This window comes from Paraburkholderia xenovorans (assembly GCF_046030735.1).
In the GTDB taxonomy this organism is placed as follows: domain Bacteria; phylum Pseudomonadota; class Gammaproteobacteria; order Burkholderiales; family Burkholderiaceae; genus Paraburkholderia; species Paraburkholderia xenovorans_A.
This window is the reverse complement of sequence record NZ_JAQQBV010000011.1, coordinates 192,193-210,044: the sequence shown is the minus strand read 5'-3', so window position 1 is coordinate 210,044 and position 17,852 is coordinate 192,193. Positions and strand designations below refer to the sequence as shown.

Sequence of the window (17,852 nt, the reverse complement as noted above, 5' to 3'; positions counted from 1 at the left end):
AAGCGCGCAACAGAATCGTGTCGCCGAACTGACGCTGCCGATCGAGTACGAGCATGTGCGCGGTCAACGATTCGACTTCGGCGATCTGCGGCTCGCTCAACATGAAATCCATTCGCTCCTGGAGAAGGAACGGCGCAAATACCGGCTCGTTCCGGATCGCGCCGGCTTCTTCTTCGACAGGCAGACGCCGGCCCAGTAGAAACTCGAACGAAAAATTGACGACGATGAAGCGTGATTCCTCCGGGTGAGGAATGCGGTGCACGCGGTGCGGCAGGATCAGTGCAACCGCACCGCGTGGAAAAGGACGCACCACTTCGCCGATATACTGCTGCGTATCGCCGCCGAGGTTGATCTGAATCTGGAAATACTCGTGCTTGTGCGCGTCGGTAATCGCGGGACGGCTGGTTTGATCGCGGATGTAGAAGTCGAGATGATCGCTGCGCTCGGGCATCGCGTAGGTACGTGAACTGCGAGAGGCATGCAGGTCCATCGTAGCGGTGTCGAAAGCGGTGGGTTGGGTAGCTGTGTGCCGCAACGGTTTTGCGCGAGTCATGCTAGAGGTTTCCGGGCAGGGTTAAACCGGTTCACGCGGATCTGGGGCCGCAATGCCATGAACGGAATGGATCGTATTGTATGAGCCCGTTCGTGGACGAGCAATCGGCGTCCTGGGGCGGCCGGCGTCGAATCGCGAGCCATCCGAAGCCGCGACACGTCGAAGGGGAGAGCGGTTTTGTCCAGGAAAATGACAACCTGGACACTGGTTGTATCCCTTATGCCTGAATAGACTTCGACGATGAGTTTCGCGCGCCGCAACAAAACGATGCAAGCGCTGCGCCAAACGATTGAGCGGAGTCGACGACGTGGATAGACGGACATGGCTAGGCATGTCGGCCGGATTGCTGGCCGGCTGCGCAGGTCTCAAAGGAACCAGCATGAAGATGAGCAGCAGTACCCGGTTGTCGTTGGGGACGTCGCCGCCTGGTGGCGGCTTTACCCCTTACGGCGACGCATTCGCCGCGACGGTGAATGAATTCGACCCGGCGGTAACGATCAATCCGGAGTTCACCAAAGGCAGCACCGAAAACATTCCGCTGATCGAAGCGGGCAAACTGTCGCTCGGCCTCGCCGGCGGTGAGCCGACCTTCGAGGCGCTGGCCGGCATCGGCCGCGCGCCCGCGCCGCTGCGGATCATTTCACCGATGTATTCGTCTGCCGGTATGTTTATCGTTCCAGGCGCATCGTCCGTTCGCTCGATCAGCGATCTCAAGGGTAAGCCTGTCGTATTCGGCGCAGTCGGTTCCGGATTAGTCGTGCTCGCACGTTACGTGTTGAACGGCATGGGCCTTGATATGCAGCGGGATTTCGACGCGATCCTGCTTGAACGCGACGACGAGGCGCTGGGCATGCTCGCAGACGGACGCGCCGCTGCATTGTGGGGCGGCGGCATCGGCTGGCCGGCGTTCGAAGACCTCTCGAAAACTGCGGACGGCGCGCGCTTTGTGGTGCCGAACGGAGCCGAAAGCGCGGCGATTCTTGGCAAATACACGTTTCTCAAGCAACTGACGGTGCCGGTCGGAACGTATTCGGGCCAGACAGTGCCGATTGTGTCGATAGGAAGCTGGTCGGTGGTGCTCGCGCACGCAGAGTTGGACGACGATATCGCGTACAACCTTGCAAAAGCCGTACATCGAGGTGAAGCGTCGATGGCTCAGCGTGTCGCGTCCGGCCGTGAAAGCTTGTCCGCAAACACGTGGATCGCCGCGCCGAAGGTGGAATATATTCACGCGGGGGTACGCCGGTATTTGCGCGATGCAGGTATCGTCGCACCAACGCACAGCACAGCATAACCGGTATGACCAAAGCCCTTCTCAAGCACGTCAAAACCTATGGTATGGCCGAGCGTGCCGATTACCTCGATTTCGACATTCGCACTCAGGAGGGCTCGCCGCTGCTCGGTCATCCGCATCGGCATGAAAATTTTCAGATCAAGATCGGGCTTGCCGGAGAAGTGGAGCAGACCGTGGGAGGGACTGTCCGTCCGTTCAAGCGGGGCTATTTTAGTTTCGTGCTGCCGTATCGGGTTCATCTGGTGCCGCATCCCCCAGGAACCCGCTTTGCGATGATTAATTTTTCGCAGCAGTTCCTTCGTCCCGATCTGAAGATCGACCCACTGGATCTTGAAGAGGTGGATCTCGTCGGCTATCCGGAGCTCGCACCTTTCGTCTACCAGGAGTATCTGGATTTTTACTTCGACGAATCAGAGTTCGGAGTGATCGAATCGCTGCTGGATCAGTTATATAAAGAAAACATGGCTCGCGGATTTTGCTCGCTTTCGCTGATCCGGGGTCTGCTGATTCAGTTGATTTGTCAAGTTTGCAAAAAATACGCGACGCAGATTCTCGCATTGCAGTCGAGCCAGGGGCAGTACGGTAGTCAACGGGATGCGCTGCAACGACTGGCGAGATACGTGCGCGCTCATCTCGGCGAGAAAATCGCGCTTGGAGACGCGGCGAAATCGGTCCATTTGTCGCCGAACTATTTAGCCCATCTGCTGAAAAAAGAAACCGGCAAGACTTTTACCGAACTCCTGACGGAGCGCCGCATGGAGCACGCGCTGGAACTGTTGGCGCACTCCGCCATTCGTATCGAACAAATTGCTCATCTTTGCGGCTTTCCAGACCACGCGTATTTTTCGCGTCGCTTCAGGGAGCTGTACGGGCAGAACCCGCGGGACTATCGAACCAGCGTGCGTAAATCGGTCGCGTGGGGTTCGCCCGCGGAAAAGCTGTAGAGCCGGCGCGAGCCGCCTCTACCTGCACCTCATTTAAGCGGTCGATCAGGATTGATCTTTCTCGTGAAACTCTGACAATCCGCGAAGCAACGCCGAATGGAACTGATCAGGTTCCTGCATTTGCGGCGCATGTCCCGCAGTTGGGAATTCGACAAGCTTGACAGTAGGAATGACTGCGGCGGCATGATGCGCGAGTTGCGGATAGTTGCCTAATGTCGAACGAACGTTCGCTGGCGCAAACTCCTTGCCGACCGCAGTCGTGTCCTTGTCGCCGACCATCAGCAGTGTTGGCGGTTTGATCTGTGAAAGCTCGTAATACACGGGTTGCGTCATGATCATGTCGTAAAGCAGCGCGGAGTTCCACGCGACCAGTTCTCTTTTCGGGCCACGATACATACCGGCAAGCATCTGGACCGACGGCTCGTAATCGTCCCGCCATTGACCGGCGAAATACGTATCCTTTTCGTAATTTCGAATGCGATCCGCCGAGGTATTCAGCTCGTGTTCGTACCACCGGTCCACCGAGATATAGGGCACACCTTTTGCCCTCCAGTCTTCTAACCCGATAGGATCGACTAATACCAGTTGCTGGGTCTGGCGGGGATAGCTGAGTGCGTAGCGAATAGCAAGCATGCCACCGGTGGAGTGACCGATGATTGTCGCCTGTCGAATATTCAGGGATTCCAGAAGGTCGTGCGTATTCTCGGCCAATTGCTCGAAGCTGAACTGATAGTTCTCGGGCTTGCTGGATTTACAAAACCCGATCTGATCCACTGCAATCACGCGGTAGCCCGCTTTACTTAGTACGTCGATCGTCGGGCCCCAGGTTGCCGCGCAATAGTTCTTGCCGTGGAGCAGGACGGCTGTCCGTCCATTCGCGGTTGCGGGATTCGGCGCGACATCCATGTACGCCATTTGCAGATTGCTGCGCTGGGAGCGGAAATTAAAGTGTGAAACTGGATACGGATAGTCAAATCCTTCAAGTTCGGCACCGTACACCGGACTGTCGCGAGTACTTTCGGTGGCTTGGGTTGTTGCTGCCGTCACGGGTTGGACGGCGCAGAGGAGGAGTGCTGCGAGAATTGAAGTCGAAGCAACGTAGCGAATTTTTTTCATGGACATGAAAACTTGAGTGAAGCGTGACTTCCGTTCAAAGGGCGTCACGCGCCGGGAAGAACCTACTCTGTGGAGTGGCGCAGTGGGGGAAATTTGAGGCGTCACGTAAGCGCGTATCGAGCCTCACTCCTCGACACACGAAGAAAAGTTTAAGGCGCGCTTCGGTGAATGTCCTTCAATGTGCGGCTGCACGAGACTCATGGAACTTGAAGCTGAAGACGTCGGTGAACACGCGCTACCACCCGCCGCGCGTTAAAGCATCGGGTTTATCACTCCAGCAGATAACCGTATCCGAATTGCTTCGTTGTGATCGAACGTCCGTGCCGGTAAATTTGTCAGATTGCGCCTTTGAGGGCGTCCTCCGAACAGATTCGACCGAGAGTTTCCTGTGACGACTGCTTTTTCCCCCGCTGACACCCGCGCTGCCGGCCACGCCGTTCAAGACCAGCCCATCGAAATTCGCGCGTTCGACGGCGCCGTCGGCGCGGAAGTGCTGGGTCTGGATCTCGGCAAGCCGCTGAGCCACGCCGATTTCACCCGCATTCATCGCGCGCATCTCGATCACCACGTGCTGGTGTTTCGCGATCAGCGCATCACGCCGGATCAGCAGATCGCATTCAGCCGGCGCTTCGGCCCACTGCAGATCCACGTGTTGCATCAGTTCCAACTGGCCGGCCATCCGGAAATCCTGATCGTTTCGAATATCGTCGAAGACGGCAAACCGATCGGTCTCGGCGACGCCGGCCATTTCTGGCATTCCGATCTGTCGTACAAGGAAAAGCCGAGCCTCGGCTCGCTGCTGCACGCGCAGGAATTGCCCGCGGAAGGCGGCGACACACTGTTCGCCAACATGCACCTTGCCTGGGATACGTTGCCCGAGCATTTGCGCAGCGCGGTGGAAGGGCGCACGGCCGAACACACTTACCTCGCGAAATACGCGGAATTGCAGAAGCGCAGCCCGTGGCGGCCGAACCTGTCGGCCGAGCAGATCGCGCAGGTGAAGCCGGTTGTGCAGCCGATCGTGCGCACGCATCCGGAGACGGGCCGCAAGGCGCTGTTCGTCAGCGAGCATTTCACGACACGCGTTATCGGCCTGCCGGAAGACGAAAGCAAACAGTTGCTCGAAGAAATCTACGCGCATAGCGTGCGCCCCGAGCATCTGTACCGGCATCAATGGGCCGAGCACGACATGGTGTTCTGGGACAACCGCTCGCTGATGCATCTCGCGGCCGGCACGCCGGATCACCTGCGCCGCAAACTCTATCGCACGACGATCGAAGGCGACGTGCCGTTCTGACGGCAACCTCGCCCGCTTTTGCCCACCCCCACATGCTGACCGGAGTTTCGATGTTCTCCACGTTTCGTTCGACCGCCGCGCGGTCGTCTTTTGCTCGCCGCCTGAGCGCGACGCTGCTGAGCGTTTCGATAGGCGCAGCCACGCTCGGCGCCGCCGTTCCCGCGCAGGCGGAAGGCCAGTTGCGCATTGCCGAGCAGTTCGGCGTGGTTTATCTGTTGTTGAACGTTGCGCGCGACCAGCAGTTCATCGAGAAGGAAGGGCACAAGCAGGGGCTCGATATCAAGGTCGACTGGGTGAAGCTGTCGGGCGGCGCCGCTGTCAACGACGCGTTGCTGTCCGGCGCAGTGGATATCGCCGGCGCCGGCGTCGGTCCGTTGCTGACGATCTGGGATCGCACGCACGGCCGCCAGAACGTGAAGGGCGTCGCATCGCTCGGCAATCTGCCGTATTACCTGGTGAGCAATAACCCCGACGTGAAGACGATCGCCGATTTCACCGCGAAGGATCGTATCGCGGTGCCGGCCGTCAACGTGTCGGTGCAGTCGCGCGTGCTGCAATACGCGGCGGCGAAGCGCTGGGGCGACAAGGACTACAACCGTCTCGACACATTCACGCAGGCGTTGCCGCATCCCGACGCGGCCGCGGCGATCATCGCGGGCGGTACCGAAATCACCGGCCACTTCGGCAATCCGCCGTTTCAGGAACAGGAACTGGCGGGCAATCCGAAAGCGCACATCGTGCTGAATTCGTACGACGTGCTGGGCGGACCGAGTTCGGCAACCGTGCTCTACGCGACCGAAAAATTCCGCGACGGCAATCCGAAAACCTACCGCGCGTTCGTCGATGGGCTGGCCGACGCGGCTCGTTTCATCACGGCAAATCCGGATGCCGCCGCCGACATCTATATCCGCACGAATCAGTCGAAGATCGACCGCGATCTGCTGTTGAAGGTCATCAAGAATCCGCAGGTGCAGTTCAAGGTCGTGCCGCAGAACACGTTCGGGCTCGCGCAGTTCATGTATCGCGTCGGCGTGATCAGGAACGAGCCGAAGTCGTGGAAGGACTATTTCTTCGACGACCCGGCGACCGCGGGAGGAAGTTGAGCATGACTTTCTTCACGAGCCCAGATGCCCGCGGACGTTCATCCAGCCTGCTGGCGGATGAAAGCCGCTTACAGGGAGTAATCCGATGGTAGCCAATCCCACGCGGCTGTTTCCCGACAGCGGTGCGCAAACGAACGAGGCGACCAGCGCGGCGACCAGCGAGCGGTTGCTCGCGGTCGAGAACGTGAACCTCGAATACCGCACGCGCGAGCGTATCGTTCGCGCGACCCACGACGTGAGTTTCGACGTCTACGGCGGCGATCGCTTCGTGCTGCTCGGGCCGTCGGGCTGCGGCAAGTCGACTCTGCTCAAGGCGGTGGCCGGCTTCATCCAACCGACGTCAGGCAGCATTTCGCTCGACGGCCAGGTAGTGCGTGGGCCAGGCGCCGATCGCATCGTCGTGTTCCAGGAGTTCGACCAGTTGCCGCCGTGGAAGACAGTGCTGCAAAACGTTGCGTTTCCGCTGCGCGTCGCGAAGAAGCTCTCGCGCGCGGAAGCGAAAGAACGTGCGCTGCATTATCTGGAGAAGGTCGGCCTCGCCTCGTTTGCTAACGCTTATCCGCACACGCTGTCCGGCGGCATGAAGCAGCGCGTGGCGATTGCGCGCGCGCTGGCGATGCAGCCGCGCGTGCTGCTGATGGATGAGCCTTTCGCCGCGCTCGACGCACTCACGCGCCGCAAGATGCAGGAAGAGTTGCTGCGTCTGTGGGAAGAAGTGAATTTCACGCTGCTGTTCGTCACGCACTCGATCGAAGAAGCGCTGGTGGTGGGCAACCGGATTCTGTTGCTGTCGCCGCATCCGGGCCGCGTGCGCGCCGAGCTGAACAGCCATCAATATGGGCAGGACAGTTTCGGGCGCAGCGATTTTCAGCACAGTGTCGCGCGGATTCACCGCTTGCTATTCGAAGAATCCGAAGAATCCGAACAATCCGAACGACCTGAACAATCCGAAGAAACCGAACCCCAGGAGGCCGTGCAATGAGTTCTCCCGCCACGTTGCTGCCGCCGGTTCGCGAAGAATACGAGCGCCCGCTCGAACCGCTCGGCGAACTCGTGCTCGAAGCGCCGCTGCCGCTCGGCAAGCGGCTCTTTGCACAAGGCTGGCTGCGCAAGACGTTCATCGCGCTGGTGTTGATCGCGGGGTGGGAAATCGCCGCGCGCGCGGTCGACAACGACCTGCTGCTGCCCACGTTCGGCGCGACGTTTAGCGCGTTCGTGCAAGGCATCTGGTCCGGCGAGTTGCTGCAGAAAACGGCTGTGTCGATGTCCGTACTGCTGCGCGGCTATCTGCTCGGCGCCGCGTTGGCATTCCTGCTGACGTCCCTCGCCGTGTCGACGCGCGTGGGCCGCGATCTGCTGTCCATGCTGACCGCGATGTTCAACCCGTTGCCGTCGATCGCGTTGTTGCCGCTCGCATTGCTGTGGTTCGGTCTCGGCACCGGCAGCCTGTTGTTCGTGCTGGTGCACTCGGTGCTGTGGCCGCTCGCGCTCAATACGTATTCCGGTTTTCAGTCGGTGCCGGCGACTTTGCGGATGACGGGCCGCAACTATGGGCTGACCGGCATGCGCCACGTGCTGCTGATTCTGGTGCCGGCCGCGTTGCCTTCGATTCTCGCGGGCTTGCGGGTGGGTTGGGCATTTGCGTGGCGCACGCTGATCGCGGCCGAGCTGGTGTTCGGCGCGAGTTCCGGCAGCGGCGGCCTTGGCTGGTACATCTTCCAGAATCGCAACGAGTTGTACACCGATCGCGTGTTCGCGGGTCTCGCGGCCGTGATCGTGATCGGGCTGCTGATCGAACATCTGGTGTTCGATACGCTGGAGCGCGTCACAGTGCGGCGCTGGGGCGTACAGAACTAAACGCGCCGACCAGCGTGCGCAGTGCAGCGCGCACGCGCCGGTCTGAGGTCGACGAATACAGCACGATCTCGCGCGACGGCAAGGGCGGCAGGCCGAGGCGCGGACCGACGTCGGCGGTGCCGGGCGGCGCGACCCGTTGCGCGAGCGCGGCGACCGCAAGGCCCGCTTGCACGGCTGCGCCGATCGTCGCGATGCCGCCGCCGACGAACACCTCGACCCACGGCACCCGCGCCGCATCCAGTACATCGACGGCCATTGCCCGCACGCGGCACGGATAGGCCTGGGTGGCGAGCCTGAGCGGCTCGCCGTCGCGATGCGTCCAGTCGGGCGCGGCCATCCAGCCGAACGGTTCTGCAACCAGCGTTTCGCCGTCGCGACGGCTGTCGTCGTGACGCAGCACGAGGGCGGCGTCCAGCGCGCCGCGGTCGAAGTCGGCCTCCACTTCGCGCGAACTGGACACGCGCATCTCGACCAGCAGACCCGGATCGGCGCGATGCATATGGCGCAGCAACGCCGGCAATTCCCCGCCGACGATGTGATGACTGATCCCCACCTTCAGCGTGATGCGCTCGTCGGTCAGCATGCCGAGTGCGTCGTCGTGCGCGCCGAGCAGCTTGCGCGCGGCTTCCAGGAACACCTCACCCTTCGGCGACAGGCGCACCTTGCGCGGCGTGCGCTCGATCAACTGATGACCGAGGCGTTCTTCGAGCCGTTTGAGCTTGACGCTGATTGCCGATTGCGTGCTGTTCAGCGCGTCGGCCGCGCGCGTGAAGCTGCGCAGGTCCGCCACCAGCACGAACGCCTGTACTGCTTCGAGGTCGAGTGTTTTCATCGCGATCTATCTCTTTCTGTCATCACTGAAATACGCGGCGGCCCGTTCAACGAACGGGCAGGCCGTGACACGCTAGCGCTATCCGCGGTCTGGAGCAAGTCACTGCATGCAACGCAGTGCGCCGGCCGCTCAATTGCAAGGAGGCGCGATGATCGAATTCACGCAGGGTCAGTCCGATGAGGTTTCTTATGCGCCGCCTTTGTGCGATGACGCGTCGACTCCGTTCGAGCCGCGCGAGGTGTTGCGCGCGCATCTGATCGGCCTGGGTTGCGGCGTATCGATCGTTCTCGGCACGACATGGGTGGTTTGCGCGCTGCTGCGGTTGTTGTGACGATCAGGCGCGACGACCAGACGCGAGCATCGGCATTCTTCATCACAGATATACGCGGCGCCGCGTTGAATGTGAACCCGCACGCTGGCAACCTGAGTGTTCAAAAATTTTTCAGGAGCGTCCGTCATGCTGATCAAACAATACGAACATCGTTTGCCGTCGGATTACGACATGTCGACTATCCGCGAGCGCGGCCGCACGCGCGGTTTGCTTTGGGACCATGCAGAAGGGCTCGCATTCAAGGCGTTCGCGTTGCGCGAGCGCGGACAGCACGGTGCGCATCACAATGCGTACACGTCGATCTATTTGTGGCTGAACGAGGACGAAGCAGCGAAGTTCGTGATCGGACCGCGCTTCAGATCGGTGATCGATTCATTCGGCCGTCCGCCGATTCAAACGTGGTTGCCGATCGCGCTTCGCACCGGGCAATCGAGCACGGCGCTGTCGATCTATCGAGAAGATATCCCGATCGACGAAGGCGCCGATCTCGACGCATTGCGTGCCGCCGAGACCGAACGCGTCGCACAGGTCGCGGCGCGCGACGACACGGTGCTCGCGCTAGCCGGCGTCGATGTATTCGACTGGCAACTCACGCGCTTCACGCTGAGTTCGGCGCCTTTGCGCGCGATCGAGGGCGTCGCCGCATACGAGATCGTGTATCTGGCCGCGCCCGGCTTGCAGCGATTGCGCGAGCGACGTTCAATCGAAATCGAACACGTCGAACAGTGAGCGCTTCTTGCGCGGCCGCTGATAGCCCGAGCGATGTTCGTCGTGGCGGCGGTCGTGGTCGTATGCGTCGTCGCGATGCCGGTGGCCGTCGCGGCTGCCGCGCGACGCGGCCGACGTGTCCACGTGATCAGCTTCCTGCGCGATCAGTTTGTCGAGTTCGCCCCGATCCAGCCATACGCCCCGACAGACCGGGCAGTAGTCGATCTCGACCGAGCGGCGCTCGGTCATCAGCAAATCGGTGGTCTTGCAAACGGGGCATTTCATCGCATCGCTCCTTGAGGTGCAGTTCGATCGAACGTTTCAGTGCGCGAGCGGTTCGATCCGTAAAAATCCAGCGGGGTTGCTTCATTTCATCCATCGACACAGCACCGGACATCATTCACCGGCGGCTTCCGTGCGCCTCGACGTTGCGCGCCGCGCCAGCATGTTCATACCCTCGACGAACGCCGAGAACGCCATCGCCGCGTAGATGTAGGCCTTCGGAATGTGGCTGCCGAAACCTTCCGCGATCAGCGTCATGCCGATCACGAGCAGGAAGCTGAGGGCGAGCGTGACGATCGTCGGGTTGCGGTCGATGAAACGCGACAGCGGTTGTGCAGCGAACAGCATCGCCATCACGGCCGCGATCACCGCGACGAACATGATCGGCATGTGTTCGGTCATGCCGACCGCGGTGATGATGCTGTCGACCGAAAACACGATATCGAGCAACAGGATCTGGCCGATCGCCGCGCCGACGGTCAACTGCACCGTCTGGCTCGCCGCGCCGCGCGCCTGTTTCACCGGTGCGACGTGATGGTGCATTTCGGTGGTCGCCTTCCACACGAGGAACAGGCCGCCGCCGACCAGAATCAGATCGCGCCACGAGAACGCATGACCGAGCAGCGTGACGGCGGGCTGCGTCAGTTGCGCGATCCACGCCACCGTGCCGAGCAGGCCGAGCCGCAAGACGAGCGCGAGCATGATGCCCATGCGCTGCGTGCGCGCGCGTTGCGCTGGCGGCAGCTTGTTGCTGAGGATCGAGATGAAGATCAGGTTGTCGATGCCGAGCACCACCTCCATCACGACGAGCGTGAGGAGGGCTGCCCAGGCGGCGGGGTCGGAGGCGAGAGCGAGCAGATAGTCCATGGCGTATGAGGCGAAAAGAAAAGCGGTGACGTTGGAATAACGTCATCATCGCTGTATCGGAGATTCGGATAAATCAGTGATATTCTGAGCAACGTTTCGTATTTTTCGAAGTATCCGAAAAGCTTGGGAACATGCTCAACTATCGTCATCTGTACTATTTCTGGATCGTCGTGAAGGAGGGCGGCTTCGCGCGCGCGGCCGAGCGGCTCGACATGGCGGTGCAGACCATCAGCGCGCAGGTGCGCGAGCTGGAAAAGTCGATCGGGCGGCAATTGCTGAAGCCGGCCGGCCGCGGCGTCACGATGACCGAGGCCGGTGAAACCGCATTCGGCCGCGCGGAGCAGATTTTCCAGATCGGCGAGGCGTTGCTGGACGAAATGCGCGAGGCGGCCGGCGAGCGCACCGCGCGGCTCGCGGTCGGCCTTTCCGACGGGATCTCCAAACTCGCGGCGCACGCGCTGCTCGCGCCGGTGCTCGGCACGCCTTCGCTGCGCCTCCTGTGTCACGAGGGCGAACATGCGCAACTATTGTCGGAGCTTGCGCTGCATCGGCTCGATCTGGTGCTGGCCTGTCAGCCGGCGCCGCCGAACGCCGATCTGCGTGTGGTGAGCCAGCGCCTCGTCGGTTCGCCGGTCGACTGGTACGGTCCGGCGGAGATCGTCCGCAAGGCCACGCGCGCCGGCTTTCCGCACTGTCTCGCGGAGGTGCCCGTGCTGCTGCCGACCGGCCACGGCGCGCTGCGCGCGCGTCTCGACCGTTGGTTCGAAAGCACGGGGATCCGGCCGCGGATCGTCGGCGAATTCGAGGACAGCGCGCTGATGGCGGTATTCGCCGCGCGCGGCCTCGGCGTGTTTCCGCTCGCGGAGCTCGGCGCGGAAGATCTGTCGCTGCTACGCGGCTTGCGCTGGCTCGGCCGCGCCGAAGGCGTGCTCGAAGAGATCTACGCAATCCGCTCGCGGCGCGGGCAGCATCACGCGCTCGCGTCTCAGGTGGTCGCCGCCGTGCGCTCGTGAGTGCGCAGGCCGAGCAGCAGCCTGTCGCGGCGCGTCGCGGCCGGTTTCAGCGTCGGTCCCCACGCGGCCAGCACGGCGGCGAGCAGCGCGACTTCACCGTCGGCCAGATAGTCGTCGGCAACCGTGACGGCCATGCACAGCCGAATGATCTTGCGGCGCAGGATCGGATCGTCGACCTCGTCGATCAGCGTGGCGAGGATGGCGGCGTCGATGCGCCCGGCCGTCGGCTCGAAGGTCGCATGCGTGACCGACAGGTCCTCGCACAACGTCTGGACGATCTGCGCGAATTGCGTGGGCACGAGGCCGAGTTCGCCGGCGATATCGAGCTTGTCCAGCACGCGCTCCTCGGAACTGCATACATGGCCGTCGGCGATCAGCGCGAGGGCGACGATACGTGCGGCGGCTTGCGGGCTGTTGCGCGGATAGGTTCTCATGATCGGGCTCCTGTCGCGGACGTTGTCCGCAGTGACGATGAGCCACAGTCTGCGTGACGCGCGGGATCGGATAAACCTGTTAATCCGGGAGGAAGGGTTCGGAAAAACCGGAGTGTTCGGGCGGCAGCACAAATAAAAAAGGCCGACACGAATACGTGTCGGCCCAAAAAGACTCTGGCTTCCCGAGAAAAACAGGCCAGAACCTGAGAGAAGTTGACCCGAAAGGCGTTGCACCTATCGCGTCATCACGAGTGAATGATAAGTTCATCGACAAATTTTGTCGGTCGGGCGAGGCCGAAACTCAATTCGGGAATGGCTGATAACGGGGTAGGGATTTCCTTACCCCATTTCAATCGGTGCTCAGCCGATGGTGGATCGCATAACGGATGAGCTCCGAATTGTTGTTGAGCCCGAGCTTCTGCATCATGCGCATCTTGTGGGTGCTGATGGTTTTCGCGCTGAGCGCGAAGGCTTCGGCAATGTCGTTGATGCTCTTGCCGGCGGCGAGCGCCTGCAGCACCTGGAATTCGCGATCGGACAAAATGTCGTGCGGCGGGGTTTCGCCCGAATGCGTGCCGAAAATCATCGAGTCCACCAGCTTCGGGTCGATGAATCTTCCACCTTCCGCGAGCTTGCGGATCGCCGTGAGCAGCACCTCCGGATCGCTGTCCTTGGTCAGGTAGCCGGTGGCGCCTGCGCGCAGCGCGCGCGACACCACCTGGGCTTCGTTGTGAATGCTCAGCACCAGCACCGGCAGGCTGGCATATTCGCCGCGCACCCGCCGGATCAGATCGATGCCGCTGATGCCCGGCATCGTCATGTCGAGCAGCAGCAGATCGGGCAGCCGCGCGCGCAGTTTCTCGAGCACCTCCGCGCCTTCGGCGGCTTCGTCGGCGACGATCATGTCGGTGGTCGTCGCGATGATCTGCTTGATGCCGCCGCGCACGATCGCGTGGTCGTCTGCAACGAGGATTCTGATCATGTTGTTTTTCCATTCCCCAGCGGGACGCGAATCGACACCAGTGTGCCCGCGCCCGGCGTGCTCTCGATCTGCAACGTGCCGCCGATCAGGCGCGCGCGTTCGCTCATTCCCAGCAATCCGTACGAGTAGCTGCGGCGTGCCGTGGGCAGGTCGAAGCCGCGGCCGTCGTCGCTGATATGAAGCGCCAGCGCGCCGTTGCCGCTGGTGAGCGACACATCGACTCGCGACGCCTGCGCGTGACGCGTCACATTGGTTAGCGAGGCCTGCGCGATCCGGAACACGGCGGTGGCCTGCGCATCCGGCAGGACCGGCTCGCCGCCATGGATCGACAACTGGCACGGCAAGCGATTGCGTTGCACGAAATCGTCCACTAGCCACTCGAGCGCCGATACGATGCCGAAGTTTAGCGCAGCCGGTCGCAGGTGGCTTGCGACGTTGCGCACCATCCAGATGGTTTTCTCGACGAGCTCGCGCATGTCCTCGGTTTTTCGGGTGGCTTCCGCGTCGCCGTTGAGGCGCATGCGCAACAACGACACGTCCATTTTCAGCGCGGTCAGCAGTTGCCCCAACTCGTCGTGAACTTCCATCGCGATCCGTTTTCTTTCCTCCTCGCGCACCGCTTCCATATACGCGGACAGCTCACGCAGCCGCTCGCGCGATTCCAGCAGTTCCTGCTCGACGCGCTTGCGTTCAGTGATGTCCTGGATCGTGCCGACCAGTTTGCGCGGCTCGTCCGGTTCGCTGTTCGACGCTTCGACATGGAACTGGACGATGCGCGTCGTGCCGTTCGCATCCGTGAGACGGCAATCGAGAAAGTGCGGCTGATGGTCCGTGAATGCCGCGCGCACCGCCTCGCGCACCGCGGCGCGTTCCTGCGGGTGCAGCGCCGCGCGCAGCATCCGGTAGCTCGGTTGCGTGCCGCACGGTTCGAGGCCGAGAATCCGGTACATCTCATACGACCAGTGGGTCACGCCGTGCGCGGCGCTCCATGCCCAGTCGCCGAGTTTGGCGAGGCGCTGCGCATTCGCGAGACTCGCCTCGCTCGAACGCAATTTCTCTTCGGCCTTCTTGCGGGCGGTCACGTCGTACAGGCCCACATAGATTGCCGGTGCATCGTCGAAGGTCGCGCTGCGGGCCGACACGACGGCCCAGAAGTAGTCGCCGGCGGTGTTCCTGAACTGGATTTCCGAGTCCGTAAAGGTGCTTTCCGTGTGCAGCGCTTCGAGGACGCGATCGCGCCGGGTCGGGTCTACATAGAACTGGCGGATGTAGATCGGGCCCACGGTGTCCGCGAGACCGAACAGGCGGCTATAGGGATCGTTCATGTAGAGGATCCGGCCGTCCACCATCGATGTGATGCACAGCGGCACCGGGCTCGTTTCGACGATCGCGCGAAAGCGCGCTTCGCTCGACACGAGTTTCGTTTCGGTGCGCTTGCGTTCGTCGATTTCGACACGCAGGCTCGCGTTCGCACTCGCGAGCTGGTCGGTGCGCTCGGCGACCCGCACTTCGAGCTCGTCGCGCACGCGCGAAAGCGCTTCCTGCGCCTGCTGCCGCACGGCGACCTCGCTCGACAACCGGTCGTTCTGCAGGCGCAATTGCCGGTGCATCGCGCGAAACTGCAAGTGCGTGCGAATCCGCGCGAGCATTTCGGCGAGCTGGAACGGCTTGGTGACGTAGTCGACGCCGCCGGCGGAAAAGCCTTCGACGAGGTCGTCGGTGTCGGCGAGCGACGTCATGAAAATCACCGGAATGTCGCGGGTCGCATCGGCGCGCTTGAGCCGGCGGCAGGTTTCGAAACCGTTGATGCCCGGCATTTTCACGTCGAGCAGAATCAGATCGGGCTGCGAAAACTCCGCGCGTTCGAGCGCTTCCTCGCCGTCGAGTGCGACGAACACGCGAAAACCGTTGTCTTCGAGACTCTCGACCACCACGCCGATGTTCACCGGCGCGTCGTCCACGACGAGGATGGTGGCCGTCTCGGCCGCGATCGGTAATGCGCTCATGACCCGGACCTCGTCTTGAGATGTGCCTGCACCAGCAGGAGAATCGCTTTCGACTGGTAACCCTTCGCGAGCGCGCGCAATTGCGCGGCGAGCGGCCGGTTGCGTTCGTCGCGCCGTACCGCGTGGTCGGCCCATGCGGCGATCGCGCGCATGTCGCCTAGACGCGCGAGACGATACAGCTCGTCGAGTTCGCCGTCGGCGAGCGCGTCGCTCGACGTGCTGTCGACAGCGGGGCGCACGGTGCCTTGTGGCTCCGGCGATCCGGTGTTTTCGCGCGCCACGGGCTCTTGCGGATAAATCCACTCCAGCGCGAGCAACTCCGCGAGATGGGCCAGCAATTGCTCGAAGTCTATAGGCTTGGTGACGAACGCATTTGCGCCCGTTTGCGCGCGGCGCTTCTCGTCGCTCCATGCAGGGTTTGCCGAGATCGCGATCACCGGCAGATCGCGATGCCCCGGTAGCTGGTGCAAGCGGCGGGTCGTTTCGAGGCCGTCCATGTGCGGCATCGCGATGTCGGTGATCACGAGCGACGGCGCCTGCCGTTGCACGATCGCGAGTCCTTCGCGCCCGTCGGCCGCTGTGCTGGTGTCGAAACCGAGCTGCGTCAGAAACTCGACCATCACTGCGCGATTGACGGGTTCGTCGTCGATGACCAGCACGGTGCGGCGCGGCCCGCGATAGCCGATCGCGCCGCGCGCCGCGAACGACGCGCCGGCGCCTGGCACGGGCGCCGGCGCAGCCGTGGCGCCGGCCGCGAGCTCGAACCAGAACGCGCTGCCTTGCGTGACCACGCTCTCCACGTGTATTTCTCCGCCCATCGCCCGCACGAACTGCTGGCTGATCGCAAGGCCGAGGCCGGCGCCGGCTGCGCGCCGCTCGGGGCTGCCCGCCTGCTCGAACGGTTCGAACACCGCGCGGCGTTTGTCGACGGGTATGCCGATGCCCGAATCGCGCACGCAGAAATGCACGGCGCCCGACGGCGCGCGCGACACGCGCAACCCCACCCAGCCGGAATCGGTGAACTTGACGGCATTGGCCAGCAGGTTGAGCAGCACCTGGCGCAAGCGCCGCTCGTCCGCGCGCACGGTGCTGGTCAGCTCAGGCGCGATATCGCAGAAGAATTGCAGTTGCTTCTGTTCGGCCTTTACGCCGATCAGTTCGCGGATCGTCTCGACGACTCGCGGCAGCGGCACGTCGGTCATGTCGATGCGCAGCTTGCCGGCTTCGATCCGCGAGAAATCGAGCGTGTCCTCGATCAGCGCGAGCAGATGTTCGCCGCTGCGATGGATCACTTCCACCGCATTGCGCTGGCGCTCGCTCTGACCGCCGTCGCGCAGCAGCGTCTGCGTATAGCCGAGGATGCCGTTCAGCGGCGTGCGCAATTCATGGCTCATGTTCGCGAGGAACTGGCTCTTCGCGCGGTTGGCCGCCTCGGCGAGATGCCGTGCTTCCTGCTGCCGCGCGGCATCGCGTTCGCGCAGATAGGCGTCGTGCAAGCGCGCCGCCATGCTGTTGAACGCGGCGACCATCCGTTCGAGTTCGTCGGGCCAGTGTGGCTGGCGGCGCGGCAGCAAGAAGGGCTTGGGCGCGGCGCGGAAATCGTATTCGCCCACCACGCGGGCGATCGTGGCGAGATGACGAGTGACGAGCCGCCAGACGATGTAGACGGTGAACAGTGCGACGATGAAGGTATGGGTGGCCTGGCTCACCAGAATCACGAACCCGGTTTGCGTCAGCGCGTGATACAGATTCGTGAGCGTCGCTTTCACATACAGCGTGCCGATTTTCTGCTCGACGCCCTGGACCCGGTAGAGGATAGGAAACTCGCGCGAAATGGCGGCGCCCGCCGGACATGTGTTCTCCGTCACCACCAGCGGCTCGGCGCTCGCGTCCGTTTCGCGAACCTCGGCGGCGCACAGGTCGGGCAGGCTCAGGATGCCGTTCAAATGAAGCTGAAGGTCGGTGCGGTCCAGTTGCCACAAGCTTTCGCCGAGCGAGTCGCGATTGCTTCTGTCGATGTCGGCGAGACGCGCCTCGATGGATTCGACGCCGAGGCTGTAGTCGCGATAAAGCTGCAGGGCGCTCAGCAGCACGGTGACCACGCAACTGAACAGCAGTACGGTGGCGAGAAGCCTGAGAGCCACGCTGTGCCGGAACCGGCCGGCCGAGCCCAGTAATGAACCGATGCTAATGACCGCCATATTCCCCCACGAGCGCAGTGATTCTTGTTCTT

17 protein-coding genes and 1 pseudogene are annotated in these 17,852 nt (G+C 62.4%); 9 read left to right on the top strand and 9 right to left on the bottom strand.

Going from position 1 to position 17,852, the window contains the following annotated elements:
- Positions 1-553, bottom strand: a pseudogene (locus PQQ51_RS13530) (helix-turn-helix transcriptional regulator); the annotation flags it as partial.
- Positions 554-884: 331 nt separating this feature from the next.
- On the opposite strand from PQQ51_RS13530, the gene PQQ51_RS13525 reads away from it, so the two are divergent.
- Positions 885-1,847, top strand: a complete 963-nt coding sequence (locus PQQ51_RS13525) for a TAXI family TRAP transporter solute-binding subunit (RefSeq protein ID WP_408497293.1) — start codon at positions 885-887, stop codon at positions 1,845-1,847.
- A gap of 5 nt (positions 1,848-1,852) precedes the next feature.
- Positions 1,853-2,791 carry an AraC family transcriptional regulator gene (locus PQQ51_RS13520; protein ID WP_408497286.1) on the top strand — a complete coding sequence of 313 codons (939 nt, stop codon included), beginning with the start codon at positions 1,853-1,855 and terminating at the stop codon, positions 2,789-2,791.
- Positions 2,792-2,836: 45 nt separating this feature from the next.
- On the opposite strand, the gene PQQ51_RS13515 is transcribed toward PQQ51_RS13520, so the two are convergent.
- A complete protein-coding gene (locus PQQ51_RS13515) occupies positions 2,837-3,913 on the bottom strand; it encodes an alpha/beta fold hydrolase (protein WP_408497285.1) in 1,077 nt (358 codons plus the stop codon).
- Between the two features lie 382 nt (positions 3,914-4,295).
- Between PQQ51_RS13515 and PQQ51_RS13510 the strand changes: the two genes are divergently transcribed.
- From PQQ51_RS13510 to PQQ51_RS13495, 4 genes are all read left to right on the top strand, one after another.
- Positions 4,296-5,204 (top strand): TauD/TfdA dioxygenase family protein, encoded by a 909-nt coding sequence (locus PQQ51_RS13510; RefSeq protein ID WP_408497284.1) that lies wholly within the window; start codon positions 4,296-4,298, stop codon positions 5,202-5,204.
- Between the two features lie 50 nt (positions 5,205-5,254).
- Entirely contained in the window at positions 5,255-6,307 is a 1,053-nt protein-coding gene (locus PQQ51_RS13505; protein ID WP_408497283.1) for an ABC transporter substrate-binding protein, read from the top strand.
- An 85-nt stretch (positions 6,308-6,392) separates the two neighbouring features.
- Positions 6,393-7,289 (top strand): ABC transporter ATP-binding protein, encoded by an 897-nt coding sequence (locus tag PQQ51_RS13500; RefSeq protein WP_408497282.1) that lies wholly within the window; start codon positions 6,393-6,395, stop codon positions 7,287-7,289.
- The gene (locus PQQ51_RS13495; protein ID WP_408497281.1) at positions 7,286-8,164 is read left to right on the top strand and encodes an ABC transporter permease; all 879 of its coding nucleotides are present in this window, start codon (positions 7,286-7,288) and stop codon (positions 8,162-8,164) included. Before PQQ51_RS13500 ends, PQQ51_RS13495 begins: the two co-directional genes overlap by 4 nt.
- Here PQQ51_RS13495 and PQQ51_RS13490 read toward each other — a convergent pair.
- Positions 8,133-8,996 (bottom strand): LysR family transcriptional regulator, encoded by an 864-nt coding sequence (locus PQQ51_RS13490; RefSeq protein ID WP_408497280.1) that lies wholly within the window; start codon positions 8,994-8,996, stop codon positions 8,133-8,135. The genes PQQ51_RS13495 and PQQ51_RS13490 overlap by 32 nt on opposite strands.
- Before the next feature lie 106 nt (positions 8,997-9,102).
- Here PQQ51_RS13490 and PQQ51_RS13485 point away from each other — a divergent pair, with 106 nt between their 5' ends.
- Positions 9,103-9,327 carry a hypothetical protein gene (locus PQQ51_RS13485; protein WP_408497279.1) on the top strand — a complete coding sequence of 75 codons (225 nt, stop codon included), beginning with the start codon at positions 9,103-9,105 and terminating at the stop codon, positions 9,325-9,327.
- A gap of 126 nt (positions 9,328-9,453) precedes the next feature.
- Positions 9,454-10,056, top strand: a complete 603-nt coding sequence (locus PQQ51_RS13480) for a DUF4865 family protein (protein WP_408497278.1) — start codon at positions 9,454-9,456, stop codon at positions 10,054-10,056.
- Here PQQ51_RS13480 and PQQ51_RS13475 read toward each other — a convergent pair.
- Positions 10,027-10,320 (bottom strand): TFIIB-type zinc ribbon-containing protein, encoded by a 294-nt coding sequence (locus tag PQQ51_RS13475; protein WP_408497277.1) that lies wholly within the window; start codon positions 10,318-10,320, stop codon positions 10,027-10,029. The genes PQQ51_RS13480 and PQQ51_RS13475 overlap by 30 nt on opposite strands.
- 111 nt (positions 10,321-10,431) lie before the next feature.
- On the bottom strand, positions 10,432-11,184 hold the full coding sequence (locus PQQ51_RS13470) for a TerC family protein (protein ID WP_408497276.1): 753 nt from the start codon (positions 11,182-11,184) through the stop codon (positions 10,432-10,434).
- A gap of 131 nt (positions 11,185-11,315) precedes the next feature.
- Between PQQ51_RS13470 and PQQ51_RS13465 the strand changes: the two genes are divergently transcribed.
- Positions 11,316-12,197, top strand: a complete 882-nt coding sequence (locus tag PQQ51_RS13465) for a LysR family transcriptional regulator (RefSeq protein WP_408497275.1) — start codon at positions 11,316-11,318, stop codon at positions 12,195-12,197.
- On the opposite strand, the gene PQQ51_RS13460 is transcribed toward PQQ51_RS13465, so the two are convergent.
- From PQQ51_RS13460 to PQQ51_RS13445, 4 genes are all read right to left on the bottom strand, one after another.
- Entirely contained in the window at positions 12,170-12,631 is a 462-nt protein-coding gene (locus tag PQQ51_RS13460) for a TerB family tellurite resistance protein (protein ID WP_408497274.1), read from the bottom strand. The two genes, PQQ51_RS13465 and PQQ51_RS13460, sit on opposite strands and share 28 nt — an antisense overlap.
- Positions 12,632-12,980: 349 nt before the next feature.
- Positions 12,981-13,613 (bottom strand): response regulator, encoded by a 633-nt coding sequence (locus PQQ51_RS13455; protein WP_408497273.1) that lies wholly within the window; start codon positions 13,611-13,613, stop codon positions 12,981-12,983.
- Entirely contained in the window at positions 13,610-15,619 is a 2,010-nt protein-coding gene (locus tag PQQ51_RS13450; protein WP_408497272.1) for a response regulator, read from the bottom strand. The genes PQQ51_RS13455 and PQQ51_RS13450 overlap by 4 nt, the downstream gene beginning before the upstream one ends.
- On the bottom strand, positions 15,616-17,763 hold the full coding sequence (locus tag PQQ51_RS13445) for a response regulator (RefSeq protein WP_408497271.1): 2,148 nt from the start codon (positions 17,761-17,763) through the stop codon (positions 15,616-15,618). The genes PQQ51_RS13450 and PQQ51_RS13445 overlap by 4 nt, the downstream gene beginning before the upstream one ends.
- Positions 17,764-17,852: the final 89 nt, after the last annotated feature.